We start from the raw sequence: 15,483 nt of genomic DNA on the forward strand, positions 1-15,483 counted from the left end.
TTATAAAATGGAAAGAACTATAGTTGGGAAACATTATAAGGATAAAAGCACTATAGGTATAGGCTTACTTAATGGATACATAAAAAGTATCAGTAAATATCCCAGAAAAGAGGAGTTAGAAATGGTTGGTCCTGGTTTTGTAGATCTTCAAATAAATGGTTTTAATGGAGTTGATTTTAATCAGGGAGGTCTTTCTCCGGGACAAGTAGTTAAGTTAACTAAGGATCTTTGGTCGGAAGGCGTTACTACGTATTATCCTACTCTTATTACAAACGACACCGTTAAAATTCATGCTGCCATAAAATGCATTATAAAGGCGTGTGAGAATCCTCTTGTTGCCGATAGTATTGGAGGTATACACCTGGAGGGCCCTTTTTTATCTAAAAAAGATGGACCTAGAGGAGCACATCCTTTAAATTTTGTTCAGGCTCCTAACTGGAATTTGTTTTGTGAATGGCAGAATACTGCTAAGGGAAGAATAAAATTGATAACTATTTCCCCCGAATGGCCAGATTCGGGAAAATTTATAGATAAGTGTGTTTCATCAGGAGTAAAGGTGGCAATTGGTCATACGGCAGCCTCTGAAGAACAAATAGCTGAAGCTGTGCAAGCAGGTGCAATTATGTCTACCCATCTAGGTAATGCAACGCATCTTACTCTACCACGTCATTCAAATTATATCTGGGATCAGTTGGCAAATGAGAACCTATGGTGTAGCTTAATTGCTGATGGATTTCATTTACCCGTCTCTATTCTTAAGGTCTTCTTAAAGGTTAAAAATACAAAAAGTGTACTAGTTAGTGATTCAACCAAGTTTGCCGGGTTGCCTCCTGGAATTTATAATTCCCATATAGGGGGTGACATTGAATTGACAAAAAATGGACGCTTACAAATAATAAATCGACCAGAAATGTTAGCGGGTTCTGCCAAAACTTTACGCTGGTGTATTGAGCATTTAGTTAATAATGAAATTACTAGCTTGGAATATGCATTGGAAATGGCTAGCCTTAAGCCTATAGAAGTTATGGAAATTTCAAATGGCTTTGAAACAAACAAGAAAGCAGACCTTATTGTCTTTGAATATGTCAAGGGTAATTTGAAAATTTTAAAAACCATAAAATCTGGAGAGGTGGTTTATGAGTACCCGTAAGCAAGAGTAATCTGTTGAGGAGGGTGTAAGTTTTGAACACCAAACTGTTAATGTTTTTATTCTAAAGTAATTATTATTTAAATCTTAAAATCAATGAAAATTAAAACGCTTTTTTTATTACTGCCTTTAATTTGGATAAATCCGACAATGGCTCAGAAGAGTATTAATATTATACCTCAACCTAATTCAATCGAACAAAGAAGCGGAATGGTAATTCTGGATAGGAATGTGGCTATCATTGCAGAAGATTCCCTAAAAAACGAAGCTTACATTCTTTCAGAGCTTTTAGGAAAAGGGTTGGGTCAGAAACCTAGTATTAAGTCAAAGGGCAAGGGTTTCAAATTAGAAGTAGATAGGGCTTTGTCAGAGGTATTAGGAGATGAAGGATATATACTCAAAATAGAGAAGAATGAAATTTCAATTAAGGCTCGTACGGTGAACGGTGTATTTTATGGGATACAATCTTTTAGACAAATCTTGCCTGAAGATTTTGAATTTAGGACATATACAAAGGATATCCTATTGCCGGAATTAAAGATAACTGACAAGGCTAGATTTCCCTGGCGAGCTTTTATGTTAGATGAGTCTCGACATTTTAAAGGGAAGGCTGTGGTAAAAGATTTACTTGATCAAATGGCATTATTAAAGATGAATAAATTTCATTGGCACCTAACTGATGATCAGGGCTGGAGGATTGAGATAAAAAAGTATCCGAAGCTAACTCTAATTGGATCCAAGAGAGATGATACACAAACGGCTAGAAAAAGTGAAGAAAGGACAGGAAAATCGCATGAAGGATTTTATACCCAGGAGGATATTAAAGAAATAATAGAATATGCTAATAAACTTCATATTACCATAGTACCTGAAATTGAAATGCCCGGGCACGCCATGGCAGCTATTGCAGCTTATCCTTGGTTGGGTACTTTAGGGACTACTACAGAAGTATCAGAAATTTTTGGAATAATGGATGATTCTTTTTTAATCAGTGATCCCAAGGTTATAAGATTTTTAGAGGATGTTTTGGATGAAGTGATGGCTCTTTTTCCAGGAGAGGTGATCCACATAGGAGGTGATGAAGTGAATTTTGATACTTGGAAAAATTCTAAGGAAATTCATAGTTTTATGAAGGAAAAAGAGTTAAAATCTCCTGTTGATCTGCAAATATACTTTACCAATGGGATTTCAAATTATATTGATAGGGCTGGAAAAAGAATGATGGGATGGAATGACATAATGGGAGAGGATATCCATGAGAAAGCAATAGAGGAATCTCATAAGGTTGAAGAAAAATTAGCATTATCAGCTATTGTTCATTTTTGGAAGGGAGATTTGGAATTAATTAATAGAGCGGTAAAGGAAGGTTATGATGTAGTGAATTCAAATCATTGGGATACTTATTTGGACTATACTTATGAGCGCCTTCCACTAAGTAAATCTTATGCTTTTGATCCTATACCTCAAGGCCTAGAAAAAAAATATCATTCAAAGATTCTTGGTTTAGGGACTCAAATGTGGAGTGAGTGGATTCCTACCGTGGAGAAAATGGAGAATCAAATTTATCCCAGGTTAGCTGCTTACTCAGAGTCAGGCTGGACATCCACGGATCAAAAAGGTTTTGAAAAATTCGAAAAGAAATTGCAGAGCCTCAAAAAACGATGGAGCTTAACAGGTATTAATTTTAATGACAAATAATTTTTTCAATGGATAATTCATTATTTATAACAAATAATTTTTTGCTGGAGAATCATTATTCTCGAGAACTTTATAATAAATTTTCCAAAGATCATCCAATAATTGATTATCACAATCATTTGTCTCCAAAAGATATTGCCCAGGATAGGAAATATTCTAATATAACTGAACTCTGGTTGGCAGGTGATCATGCCAAATATCGAGCAATGAGATGTTATGGTATTTCAGAGGATTATATTACGGGCCAAGCAAGTGATAAGGAAAAGTTTCTTACTTGGGCTAAGACTGTTCCCAAAACAATAAGAAATCCCATATATCATTGGACGCACTTAGAGTTAAAACGCTATTTTGGAATAGAAAAGCTTTTGAATCAAAAAACTGCTGAGGATATTTATGAAGAAGTTAATTATCAACTACAAAAACCAGAGAATTCTTGTCAAGGATTTTTAAATAAATCGAATGTAGAGTCCCTTTGCACAACTGAAGATCCCTTGGACGATTTGAAATATCATAAACAGCACGTAAGCAGCAATTCGAAAGTTAAAGTAAGTACCTCTTTTCGTCCAGACAAGGCAATATCAATTGAATCCGAAAGCTATTTGACTTATATAAATAAATTATCCGACACTTCAAATATTGAAATTAGTACTTATTATGATCTTCAGGATGCTTTACGCAAGCGAGTAGAATATTTTCACGCAAATGGCTGTCGGTTAAGTGATCATGGATTGACTTATATGCCCTTTGAGATATCTAGTGATTCTAATATTGATAAAATATTTAGGGACAAACTTAAGGGTAAAATTCTTTCAGGTAATGATATAGATAAATTTAAAACGGCCATCCTATTATATTTGGCGGAGATCTATCACGAGTTCGGTTGGGTACAACAGTTTCATTTAGGTGCACAGCGTAATAACAATTCTAGAATGTTTAAAAAATTAGGGCCAGATTCAGGTTGGGATTCTATTGGCGATTTTAAACATAGTAGGGCTCTTTCCTTTTTTCTGAATGCTCTTGATAAAGAAAATAAACTTTCTAAGACTTTACTTTATAATTTAAACCCATCGGATAATGCGGTGTTTGCGAGTATGGTAGGGAATTTTAATGATGGAAGTGTGAAGGGGAAGATCCAGTATGGCTCTGCTTGGTGGTTCTTGGATCAAAAGGAAGGTATTATTAATCAACTCAACACACTTTCTAATATGGGTCTTTTGAGCTGTTTTGTAGGAATGCTTACGGATTCCCGTAGCTTTTTATCCATGAGTAGACATGAATATTTCAGAAGAATTTTGTGTAATCTTTTGGGAAATGAAATGGTTTCAGGGGACTTACCCAAGGATTTAGATTTAATAGGTGAAACCATCTCTGAGATTAGTTATTTTAATGCTAAAGAATATTTTGATCTATAATGATATCTGAAACAAAACCTCAAAGAATAATAACATTTGGTGAAATTCTAATGAGACTTTCACCTCCAGACAAACGGCTACTTGGTCAGAGTTATCAGTTAGATTTTTTCTTTGGTGGAACAGAAGCCAATGTTGCTATGGCACTTGCAAATTGGAATGAGAAGGTTGACCATGTTTCTGCCGTGCCTGATGACTTCTTAGGTGAGAGTAGCTTAAAGGAACTGAATCGATTAGGAGTAGGAAATCTTTATACTCAAAAAAATTATCACCCTTTAGGTTTGTATTTTATGGAAGAAGGTGCCTCCCTACGTTCAAGTCAGGTCATATACAACCGGCTTTACAGCTCTTTTGCTAATATAGCTTGGGAGGATTTAAAATGGGAAGAAATATTAAAGGATGCAAATATTTTTTACTGGACTGGAATTACACCGGGAATATCCGAGAACACTTATCAAGGCTTGAAACGTGCTTTAGCTACAGCTGCAAATTTAGAAATTAAAATCACCGTTGACCCTACCTACCGAAAGAATCTTTGGAAATATGGAAGGGACTCGCAGGTGGTTCTCAAAGAGTTTATCTCATATAGTAATGTTTTTATTGGAGGAACTAATGAAATTAATGAGATTCTTGAAACGAATTTTGATAATGGGAAAGATGGTTTTGTTAAAGCGTCTAAAGAGTTAATGAAAATTTATCCCTCAATTAAGAAGGTTTTTGATAAAGTTCGCGTTAGTTATGGAGCCTCTATTCAAAGGATTTATTCGAGGTATTGGAATGGGAAAAGATATTTTTCTACTATTGAAATTGAAATAAATCCAGTTATAGATAGGATAGGTACTGGCGATGCTTTTGTTGCGGGTATAATTTACACTATGGATAGATACGATGAACAGTCTGCTTTAAATTTTGCCAATGCATCTTGTGCATTAAAACATACAATCGTTGGTGATGTAAATTTAGCTCGCAAAGAAGAAATCTGGAAAATAGCAAACGGTCAAATTGAAGGTAGAATAAAAAGATAAAATATGTATAAATATACTCGAATTGAGGTGGTATTAGAAATGCAGAATTTGGGTCTAATACCCGTTTTTTATCATCCGAACGTGAATGTTTGTAAGAAGGTAATTAAAGCTTGCTACGAAGGTGGAGCTCGCGTATTTGAATTTACAAATCGTGGAGATTTTGCTTTTGAAGTTTTTGAAGAACTGATAAAGTATTGTAAAGATAATTTACCAGGCATGATAATTGGCGTGGGATCAATTGTAGATGCTTCTACTTGTGCACTCTTTATGGAAAGAGGAGCCAATTTCATTGTAAGCCCGGTCTTTAAAGAAGATATTGCAATTTTATGTAATCGAAGAAAATTATTATGGATTCCTGGATGTGGCACTTTAACCGAAATTTCACAAGCTGAAGAATTGGGTTGTGAAATAGTAAAAATCTTTCCTGGAAGTGTTTATGGTCCTAACTTTGTGAAAGCAATCAAAGGCCCCTGTCCCTGGACCAGTATCATGCCCACAGGGGGTGTTACTATTTCAAAAAGTAATTTAGAAGAGTGGTTTGAAGCTGGGGTGACTTGTGTGGGAATAGGCTCAAAATTAATATCTGCTAATATTTTATTGAAAAAGGATTTTAGTTTGTTAAGCGAACGGGTTAATAGTACCCTAACACTAATTCGCAATGCTAGAAATCGGAAGAAAAAAATAAATCAAAATGATATTTGAACAAAGCTGGCGTTGGTATGGCCCAAAAGACCCGGTAAGCTTGGAAATGCTTAAACAGGCAGGCGCACATGGCGTGGTAACTGCTTTACACCATATTCCGGTAGGTGAGGTGTGGTCTTTACAAGAAATTGAAAAACGAATTGGGGAACTTTAAGAAAGCAATAAAAAACATCCTTTTAAATTGCACTGGAATGTGGTAGAAAGCCTTCCGGTACACGATTCCATAAAACTCGGAAAACTACAGCGCGACGAGTTTATTGAAAATTATAAAATCAGCCTTAGGAATTTGGGGAAATGTGGCGTTAAAACCGTTTGCTATAATTTTATGCCGGTGCTGGATTGGCTGCGAACCAACGTGAAATTTCAGTTGGAAGACGGCAGTACGGCCTTGCTTCACGATAAAGTTGAACTCGCCATTTTCGATTTGTTTATCTTGAAAAGGGAAAATGCGGAAAGCGATTATTCTAAAGAAATTCGGCAGAAAGCTAAGCAACGTTATAAATCAAAAAGCGAAGGAGAACTTGAGGTCCTAAAGCAAAGTCTGTTGATGGCCTTACCAGGCGATGATAAAGGTTTTACTCTTGAAAAATTAAAAAATGGTCTGGCGGCTTATGATGGAATTTCTGCAGAACAACTTCGTGAACATTTAGTGTATTTCCTTAGTGAAGTAATTCCGATTGCTGAAGAAAGCGGTGTAAATATGGCTATTCATCCTGATGACCCGCCATGGTGGATGAGCCGGTCAAAGTGAACCACGTGCGCCGGATGAAAGTGAGCATAGCAAACTAAGTGCTCAAAATCGATTCTATTGTGGTTAAATTTACTATTTATTTTTAAGCTTTTTCCTCATTGATTCCCCTTTGATATCTATTCTGTGAGCCGTATGAACTAAACGATCCAATATGGCATCTGCAATGGTCTGTTCTCCAATAATCTCGTACCAGGCCTCTACCGGTAACTGGGAGGCTATAATGGTAGATTTTTTTCCGTGCCTATCTTCAATTATTTCCATCAGGGAGTGCCTGTTAATATTATCCAGACCTTTAAGTCCAAAGTCATCAAGTATGAGCAGATCCTGTTTTTCTATCTTGTTTACCTGCTTTAAATAAGAGCCATCAGCCTTGGATGTTTTAAGCATGGTAAAGAGCTTAGAAGTGTTGAAGTACATCGTTTTGAAGCCTAATGAACAGGCCTGATGACCTATGGCGGATGCCATATAACTTTTTCCTGCCCCGGTGCTTCCCGTGATTAAAATATTATCCTTTTGTGTTACAAAGTCGCACGTGGCAAAACGTTGTATTTGATTTCTATCGATATTTCGTTCGTGGTTATAATCGATATTCTCCATAATGGCGCTATACCTGAACCTGGCTGTTTTAGTTAGGCGTTCTACCTTTCGGTTCTGGCGATCGTCCCATTCGGACTGGATAAGGTAAGCTACAAGCTCATCATTAGTGTAATCCACGCTCTGCGGGGATAAGCTGGAGTTGAAGGCCCTGATCATTCCGTGGAGCCTTAATTGTTTCATCTGTTCTAAGGTTTGCGTATTCATATACATGGTTTTAATGGTTCCTTTCTATTTGTAATAATGGCCTCCCCGGATGTTCTTGTGATCGGGCAAGACTATTTCCTCTTCGAGGTTTTCTTCAAGATTATCCCAGCCTTTTTTAAGGATGCGATCAATAATATTGTAATTGTATGCCCCGTAATCAGAAGCCCTCTTACAAGCATTATCCAGGCGCAGGTTCCCTACTTTTTTTGCCAGGTGTAGTATGCCCAGACAGGATTTATAGGATTGTTCGGGATGTTGTTTTTTGTCCAGTATTTCAGTGATATACCCTTTGCAGTGTACTCCAATATGAGCTGCCCAGGCGATGAATTTTTCAGAGCTCCATTCACTTACAAACCTATGGTGTGATGGCATATGTTCCTTAACTGTAGTATAGGCGTATTTCCTTTTCTCTCTTGGATGTGCGGCCAGGCGTTCAAATTTATAGAATATCTCCACCAGGCTATCGGAGTAGATGATCTTGATGCGTTTGCCTATGTGCTGATAAGGTACGCTATAGTAATGCTTGTCTTTGCTAAAATAGATGTGGCTGTTCTTGTGAATGGTCCCATTGGCGTAGGCTTTTATCTCATACCGTTTTAAAGGCAGGGGTTTTAATTCCTGTTTTTCTACTTCTTCGAACAAAGAACGGCGGGAGTACTCTCTTCCCCGGAAGGACATTTCATTATGTGTTTTTAGAAGTTCAAGTATTGCCTTATTGATTTCTGGTAAGCTATGGAAGGTCTGGTGGCGTAGCGGTGCAAATACCCTGGTATATATAATCCGTACAGCGTTTTCTACAATGGCCTTATCCCTGGGTTTATATGTTCTTGTGGGCAGTACTGCGGTTTCATAATATTCTGCAAAATCAGAGAACGTCTCGTTGACCTTGGGTTCATAACGACTCCCTTGGTTACAGCAGATTTCAGGTTATCGGGTACCAGAGCATTGGGCACCCCACCATAAAACCAAAGCGCATTCTCGACGCTACGTATAAAATCTTCCTTCTTTTGGCTTGGTGAAGCTTCTACATACGTGTATTGGCTACTGCCCAAAACGCACACAAAAACTTCCAGATCCTGCAGTTCTCCAGTGTGACGATCCACAATGCTAAGTTTCTTGCCTGTGTAATCGATGAACAACTTATCGCCAGCCTTATGAGTAAGGTGCATCACCGGTGATACTTCCTTAGTCCACTGATGGTACCAGTATTTGAACTGGGATAATTTAAAGCCATCAGGATGTTTTACATAATATTCCTGCCAAAGCAGTTGCCTGGTTACTCCCGTCTTACGTAATTCCTTATCAAAATAGGGAAAGTATTTTTCCAGGGTCAATAGTTGAGCGCTCTTTGGCTTTTGGTCTGACTTAAAAAGCTTGTGTAGCTCTTCTAGAGTCATGGCAGAGATCTCGTAGCTTGTAAACTGGTAACGCTGAAAAAAGGCGATGTATTTAGTGATGGTATTACGTGACAACCCCAAGCTAGAACTTATCTGGCGTTTACTTACGCCCTGGCTGTACAACTTGAAAATCTGTTTTACTTTTCGCATATCTATCTGTTTGTTGGCCATGGTCTTTTTTACAAAAAAAGACATTTGGCTTATTACAAATAGAATCGATTTCTTAGTGGTTCACTTTATCCCGGCTAAAGTGGTTCACTTTGACCCGGCCAAGGTGGTTCACTTTAATCCGGCCAGGGTGGTATACTATGACCGTTTTTTGCAACCTAGGTCTTTTCCCTAATTATTTTGAAAATTTTTCGGAGTTTATTGAGAAAGAAAAGTATGAGCTAACTTTAGAGAAGTATTATATACACCAGTATAGAATAACAGAAAAAGAGCATCAAGATCATTACTTAATGCAATCTTACTTCCAAAACTTACATCTTATAGGATTGGTAAAAGAATTAGCGGATCATAGCAATATTACTGCAGGAAAACTCAAGGTTTATTTTCATAGAGTTGGTAACAGTCTGATTTTACCTATTGAATATGGAGTTTCTGAATTAGAAAATTTGACACTTGATGACGTTAAGGAAATGAGAGAAGATATATTTGGAGGAATTCATAAGTCGGAAAGAAGTAAATTGTTTGTAAATGAACTTATGAATATTTTTACCAATAAGGAAAAGAAGTATTCATTTTTAATTGAGAACTGGAGTTTATTAAAAGAGAATTATTATTCAAGTTTTGAATCGTATTTAGAAGGCTTTTCGTTTGAGAAAATTAAAACGTCTTCACTTCAGTATTTTCAGGAATTAAATGATAAAATTCACGAAACAATAAGGAAAGTTTCAAATTATATTTTTGGGATACCAATTGCATTTTTATTTCTAATAAGTCGTTTAGAGTTTTCCGAACCATCCGCTGTAAAAAATTTCAGCTTATTGGGAATTGGTTATTTATTCATTTTATTGATTTATAAAATATTTTTTAAAAGTATTGAAGAGTCTTTAGATTCTATTAAAAATGATATTAATCGATATGAAAGTAAAATTAAACATATAAGTAGTCTAAGTCAAATTCACACCGAATTAAAACAATTAAAAAATAATACTTTAGAGAATCAGTATAATAAATTGAAAACTCTTAGATGGGTGACTTTTTTTATTGCACTAGGACTTACTAGTCTAGTTTTTTATCTAAGTTGGAATAGTGTTGCGAGAGTATGGGATGCTTTTATTTTTTTCATCCAATCTTTTATACAGCGGTAAAGTCAAACTTAGCATTGTTCTTAGTCACGTATTTTGTAACATAGGAAGCAATAGACCTGATGTTATGAGAATTTAATTGCTTTACGTCAGAGGGTGTAATCTCAAGTCTGTCTAGACTTTGAAAATTAAATTAAAATTTTTAGACTAGATTATGACACAAGAAGAGATTAAGGAATTAAAGGAAAAAGCATTAAAACAATTTTTATCAGGAGAATCCCTAACCGGCAAAAACGGCGCTTTTGCTCCAATGCTTAGGGAGTTTATGGAAGAGGCCCTGGAAGCAGAAATGTCTTCGCACCTTTCCGATGAAGAAAAAGGCTCAAAAGCAGGTAATAAGCGTAATGGCAAAGGCAAAAAGACCCTAAAGAGCAGCCAAGGGGACGTCACCATTAACACGCCCCAGGATCGTAACAGTACCTTTGAGCCGGAGATCGTAGCGAAACGCCAGCGTATCCTGGCCGATAATTTAGAAAAGCAGATTATAGGCATGTACGGGATGGGCAATAGCCTGCGGGATATCTCAGCTCATATAGAGGAAATGTATGATTCCAAGATATCCACACACGTTCTAAGTGATATTACGGACCGGGTGATTCCCAAGGTTAAGGAATGGCAGGATCGCCCCTTGGAGCCGGTATATTGCATCCTATGGCTCGACGCGATGCACTTCAAGGTACGCGAAGAAGGCAAAGTAAAGCACAAGGCCTTGTATAATATTTTAGGAATAAATAAAGCTGGAAGAAAGGAAGTGCTGGGTATGTATATCTCGGAAAGTGAAGGGGCCAATTTTTGGCTTCAGGTGCTGACCCAATTAAACAACCGTGGCTTAAAAGATATTCTGATTGCCTGTACGGATAATCTTACGGGCTTTAGTGAAGCCATTCATTCTGTTTATCCCAAGACTGATATTCAGCTATGTATTGTCCACCAGATCCGCAATAGTATGAAGTATGTGGCCAGTAAGGATCAAAAAGATTTTATGAAAGACCTTAAACTGGTGTACAAGGCTGACACCAAAGACCAGGCTGAATCGGCTTTACTGGATCTGGAAGAAAAATGGGGCAAAAGATATCCCATAGTGATCCGTTCCTGGAATGATAACTGGGACCGATTGAGTGCTTATTTTGAATATACCGCACCCATTAGAAAACTCATATACACCACAAATGCCGTAGAGGCTTTTCACCGGCAGGTAAGAAAAGTAACCAAGACCAAAGGCGCTTTTACCAATGATATGGCACTATTGAAGCTGGTTTACCTAGCTACCAGAAGAATTGAAAAGAAATGGAACGCCCCACTGCAGAACTGGGGTTTGGTAGTTCAACAATTAGCTATTAAATTTGAAGGTCGGCTAGAGTTGGACTTAGCCACCAATGAAACGAAAAACTAAAATTTTCTTCTCCCGGGGGTACCCCCGGGAGAAGAAGCAGACAGAGTTGAGCTAACACTCCCTTACGTCAAATGCTGATGAAGGCTTGTAATCTTTATTTCGGAGTATAATGCCATTTTTTAACTGTAAATCTATCCAGTAGTTCCACCACTTTTCAATTTTCCAGTATTTATTGGTTATCATATGAAAATGAACTTATAATGAAGGAAGTAATATCAATTCACAATTTGTAGAGAAATTTGTTTTAGGATTGTAACTTTACTAAGGGATTGGATTATTCAAAAAATTCCAGGATAAAAATAGTGTAACCATTCGATATGATATAATTACTCCTGGAGAGTTTCAGATTCATTCTGCTCGCACTTCTTTGAAGTTTAGGTTCCATTTTGAAAATCTAATCTCAATAATTGACACTAAATTTACTGTTGCAAAGGCTTAAAGGTATAGGGTGTGAATGTATGGAGAGATGCCTGATACTGGAATATAATCTGTTTTTGAAGAGTTGGTTTCTCATTTAATTATAATATTCAGGGAATATAATCCATAAAAAACATAATAATTGGGGAATACAATCCCTGAATATGATGAACGGACGCTAAAAAAGAAAATAGGATCTATTGTACCGACCATTTTTCTAATTTTTCTAAAACGGACGATTTATAACTCCTGCTTATAGGAATAGCTTTTCCCTTAACTTCTAAGTACTCATTGGTATAGGACTCCAACGCTGCAAGTGATACAATAAAAGAACGATGTGTTCTAATAAATTTTGAATCTGGAAGTTCCTTTTCGATGTTGCTGATTGTTTCCCTAATGACCACCGGATTACTGGAGGTATGGATCTTTAAATAATCACTCAAACTTTCAATATAGGAAATTTCATTAAGGTTGATCCTGATCATTTTACGGTCTGCACGGACAAATATAAAATCGTTTAGCTCCTTTTTTTCTTCATCCTTTTGTTGCTCTGCTTCATTGAAATGAATTTTATGAAAGGAACTGATTGCCCTTAAAAGCCTTTCAGAGGGTGTAATCTCAAGTCTGTCTAGACTTTGAAAATTAAATTAAAATTTTTAGACTAGATTATGACACAAGAAGAGATTAAGGAATTAAAGGAAAAAGCATTAAAACAATTTTTATCAGGAGAATCCCTAACCGGCAAAAACGGCGCTTTTGCTCCAATGCTTAGGGAGTTTATGGAAGAGGCCCTGGAAGCAGAAATGTCTTCGCACCTTTCCGATGAAGAAAAAGGCTCAAAAGCAGGTAATAAGCGTAATGGCAAAGGCAAAAAGACCCTAAAGAGCAGCCAAGGGGACGTCACCATTAACACGCCCCAGGATCGTAACAGTACCTTTGAGCCGGAGATCGTAGCGAAACGCCAGCGTATCCTGGCCGATAATTTAGAAAAGCAGATTATAGGCATGTACGGGATGGGCAATAGCCTGCGGGATATCTCAGCTCATATAGAGGAAATGTATGATTCCAAGATATCCACACACGTTCTAAGTGATATTACGGACCGGGTGATTCCCAAGGTTAAGGAATGGCAGGATCGCCCCTTGGAGCCGGTATATTGCATCCTATGGCTCGACGCGATGCACTTCAAGGTACGCGAAGAAGGCAAAGTAAAGCACAAGGCCTTGTATAATATTTTAGGAATAAATAAAGCTGGAAGAAAGGAAGTGCTGGGTATGTATATCTCGGAAAGTGAAGGGGCCAATTTTTGGCTTCAGGTGCTGACCCAATTAAACAACCGTGGCTTAAAAGATATTCTGATTGCCTGTACGGATAATCTTACGGGCTTTAGTGAAGCCATTCATTCTGTTTATCCCAAGACTGATATTCAGCTATGTATTGTCCACCAGATCCGCAATAGTATGAAGTATGTGGCCAGTAAGGATCAAAAAGATTTTATGAAAGACCTTAAACTGGTGTACAAGGCTGACACCAAAGACCAGGCTGAATCGGCTTTACTGGATCTGGAAGAAAAATGGGGCAAAAGATATCCCATAGTGATCCGTTCCTGGAATGATAACTGGGACCGATTGAGTGCTTATTTTGAATATACCGCACCCATTAGAAAACTCATATACACCACAAATGCCGTAGAGGCTTTTCACCGGCAGGTAAGAAAAGTAACCAAGACCAAAGGCGCTTTTACCAATGATATGGCACTATTGAAGCTGGTTTACCTAGCTACCAGAAGAATTGAAAAGAAATGGAACGCCCCACTGCAGAACTGGGGTTTGGTAGTTCAACAATTAGCTATTAAATTTGAAGGTCGGCTAGAGTTGGACTTAGCCACCAATGAAACGAAAAACTAAAATTTTCTTCTCCCGGGGGTACCCCCGGGAGAAGAAGCAGACAGAGTTGAGCTAACACTCCCGCCTTTCAAATGAAATGGGTTTCAAGAGGTAGTCTACCGCTTGCAAATCGAATCCGTCTATGGCATATTCACGATATGCTGTAGTGAAGATAATTTTAATATCATTATTGATTGAACGTGCAAAGGACAAACCTGAAATTTCAGGCATATTGATGTCCAAAAATATTAGGTCTACTTTATGCTCATTGATCAAACTAAATGCTTCACCAGCACTTCCGCAGGTACCGATTATCTTTACACTATTTATTTTAGATAAATGAGCCTCTATAACTTCTCTTGCTACGGGTTCATCGTCAACTATAATACAGGATATTTTTTTAGACATGCTGGTGAACTTTAGTATGCGTTAAAAAGAGTTGCACTTCAAAAGAATTGCTGTTTCTCTTTATTGAAAGAGAATGATGATCTGGGTATAATAATTCCAATCGTTTTTCCAGATTTGTTAATCCGATTCCATTTTGTAAACCTTGGTTTTCTATACTTTTAAGAGAATTTTTTATAGTAAACCTTATACTATCCTCATCTATTTTTAGTTGAATATCTATACTCAGTTTTCCATCAATAAGTTGTCCGTGCTTGAAACTATTCTCCACGAGAGGAATAAATAGCATAGGTGCAATACTAATATTTTTCATATTTTCAGGGAGATCAAGAGCAACTAATAAGTTACTGCGATACCTCATTTTTTCCAGGCTTAAATAATCTTTTATGTGTTCTATTTCACTGCTAAGGCTCACTAATGGTTTATCTGCCTGATATAATAAATAATCAAGAAGGTTTGAAAGCTTCAGGATCATATCGGGTGTTTCTTCAGACTTTTTTAATGCGTGGCCATAAAGGGTGTTAAGTGTATTAAAAAGGAAATGAGGATGAACCTGCAATTTAAGGTAATTCAACTCTTGTTCTTTGAGCTTCAACTGCGCTTCCAGGATTTTATTCTCCAAAGACTTGTTTTTGGCTATAGCTGCATAATTCTGTTTTAGCAGGGTAAATGAGCTCACTAACAATACCACCAGATACACCAATAGCATCATAGATAAAAGACTTCGACTAAGCGGTGGCATTTCGCTATAGTTCATATTCAATACAAAAACGAGTCCGTAGAAGATAGAAAGTACAATGGCAAAAGCAGATAAAACCAGCGTGTAAAAGCTATAAAGAATAAAAAGTAGATACCTTTTTTTAAGTAAAAAATTAGGGATGAGATAGTAAATTATAATGTAAGTAGTGATGATCGTTACCGGTAAGAGAAATACCGAAAAAGAACCGGAATAAAAGATATCTTCATTGGGAGCACCCAAAAAGTAGGAAAAAAAAAGTAGCACAAGAATCCAAAAAATGCTGTGCAACAGAATTTTCCTCAAAAAGAAATATGCAAATCGGTTAAGCTTCATAACCAGTACAATATCCAAATTATTTTAATGAAATTTACTTAATTGCGATGAATAACACCTTTTTAGCTTC

General features: G+C 37.0%; 14 protein-coding genes and 1 pseudogene. 9 read left to right on the forward strand and 6 right to left on the reverse strand.

The window, feature by feature from the left end:
• Positions 1–7: 7 nt before the first annotated feature.
• The 6 genes and pseudogenes from B5488_RS11915 (at position 8) to uxuA (ending at position 6,732) form a co-directional block, all read left to right on the forward strand.
• A complete protein-coding gene (locus B5488_RS11915) occupies positions 8–1,150 on the forward strand; it encodes an N-acetylglucosamine-6-phosphate deacetylase (RefSeq protein WP_106197094.1) in 1,143 nt (380 codons plus the stop codon).
• Positions 1,151–1,243: 93 nt separating this feature from the next.
• Positions 1,244–2,845: a beta-N-acetylhexosaminidase gene (locus B5488_RS11920; protein ID WP_079735467.1), complete on the forward strand. Its 1,602-nt coding sequence runs from the start codon at positions 1,244–1,246 to the stop codon at positions 2,843–2,845.
• Positions 2,846–2,853: 8 nt separating this feature from the next.
• Positions 2,854–4,257 carry a glucuronate isomerase gene (gene uxaC, locus B5488_RS11925; protein ID WP_079735468.1) on the forward strand — a complete coding sequence of 468 codons (1,404 nt, stop codon included), beginning with the start codon at positions 2,854–2,856 and terminating at the stop codon, positions 4,255–4,257.
• Entirely contained in the window at positions 4,257–5,279 is a 1,023-nt protein-coding gene (locus B5488_RS11930; RefSeq protein ID WP_079735469.1) for a sugar kinase, read from the forward strand. The genes uxaC and B5488_RS11930 overlap by 1 nt, the downstream gene beginning before the upstream one ends.
• 3 nt (positions 5,280–5,282) lie before the next feature.
• The gene (locus B5488_RS11935) at positions 5,283–5,981 is read left to right on the forward strand and encodes a bifunctional 4-hydroxy-2-oxoglutarate aldolase/2-dehydro-3-deoxy-phosphogluconate aldolase (RefSeq protein WP_079735470.1); all 699 of its coding nucleotides are present in this window, start codon (positions 5,283–5,285) and stop codon (positions 5,979–5,981) included.
• Positions 5,971–6,732 (forward strand): annotated as a pseudogene (gene uxuA, locus B5488_RS11945) (mannonate dehydratase). The gene B5488_RS11935 and the pseudogene uxuA overlap by 11 nt, the downstream one beginning before the upstream one ends.
• Positions 6,733–6,804: 72 nt before the next feature.
• Here the strand turns inward: uxuA and istB are convergent.
• From istB to B5488_RS18195, 3 genes are all read right to left on the reverse strand, one after another.
• Entirely contained in the window at positions 6,805–7,533 is a 729-nt protein-coding gene (gene istB, locus B5488_RS11950; RefSeq protein ID WP_079735473.1) for an IS21-like element helper ATPase IstB, read from the reverse strand.
• Positions 7,534–7,557: 24 nt separating this feature from the next.
• A complete protein-coding gene (locus B5488_RS18190; RefSeq protein WP_231919730.1) occupies positions 7,558–8,211 on the reverse strand; it encodes a Mu transposase domain-containing protein in 654 nt (217 codons plus the stop codon).
• A 116-nt stretch (positions 8,212–8,327) separates the two neighbouring features.
• On the reverse strand, positions 8,328–9,080 hold the full coding sequence (locus tag B5488_RS18195; protein ID WP_231919731.1) for a hypothetical protein: 753 nt from the start codon (positions 9,078–9,080) through the stop codon (positions 8,328–8,330).
• Positions 9,081–9,238: 158 nt separating this feature from the next.
• Between B5488_RS18195 and B5488_RS11960 the strand changes: the two genes are divergently transcribed.
• Together B5488_RS11960 and B5488_RS11965 are read left to right on the forward strand one after the other, a co-directional pair.
• On the forward strand, positions 9,239–10,243 hold the full coding sequence (locus B5488_RS11960; protein ID WP_079735474.1) for a hypothetical protein: 1,005 nt from the start codon (positions 9,239–9,241) through the stop codon (positions 10,241–10,243).
• A 151-nt stretch (positions 10,244–10,394) separates the two neighbouring features.
• On the forward strand, positions 10,395–11,633 hold the full coding sequence (locus tag B5488_RS11965) for an IS256 family transposase (RefSeq protein ID WP_079733433.1): 1,239 nt from the start codon (positions 10,395–10,397) through the stop codon (positions 11,631–11,633).
• A gap of 614 nt (positions 11,634–12,247) precedes the next feature.
• Here the strand turns inward: B5488_RS11965 and B5488_RS11970 are convergent.
• Positions 12,248–12,535 (reverse strand): LytR/AlgR family response regulator transcription factor, encoded by a 288-nt coding sequence (locus B5488_RS11970; RefSeq protein WP_079735475.1) that lies wholly within the window; start codon positions 12,533–12,535, stop codon positions 12,248–12,250.
• Positions 12,536–12,718: 183 nt separating this feature from the next.
• Here B5488_RS11970 and B5488_RS11975 point away from each other — a divergent pair, with 183 nt between their 5' ends.
• Positions 12,719–13,957 (forward strand): IS256 family transposase, encoded by a 1,239-nt coding sequence (locus B5488_RS11975; protein WP_079733433.1) that lies wholly within the window; start codon positions 12,719–12,721, stop codon positions 13,955–13,957.
• 51 nt (positions 13,958–14,008) lie between these two features.
• Here B5488_RS11975 and B5488_RS11980 read toward each other — a convergent pair whose 3' ends face one another.
• Positions 14,009–14,344: a LytR/AlgR family response regulator transcription factor gene (locus B5488_RS11980; protein WP_079735476.1), complete on the reverse strand. Its 336-nt coding sequence runs from the start codon at positions 14,342–14,344 to the stop codon at positions 14,009–14,011.
• On the reverse strand, positions 14,337–15,344 hold the full coding sequence (locus B5488_RS11985) for a sensor histidine kinase (RefSeq protein WP_231919732.1): 1,008 nt from the start codon (positions 15,342–15,344) through the stop codon (positions 14,337–14,339). The genes B5488_RS11980 and B5488_RS11985 overlap by 8 nt, the downstream gene beginning before the upstream one ends.
• Between the last annotated feature and the right edge of the window lie 139 nt (positions 15,345–15,483).

Origin of the sequence: Salegentibacter salegens (genome assembly GCF_900142975.1) — a bacterium.
GTDB classification, from domain to species: domain Bacteria; phylum Bacteroidota; class Bacteroidia; order Flavobacteriales; family Flavobacteriaceae; genus Salegentibacter; species Salegentibacter salegens.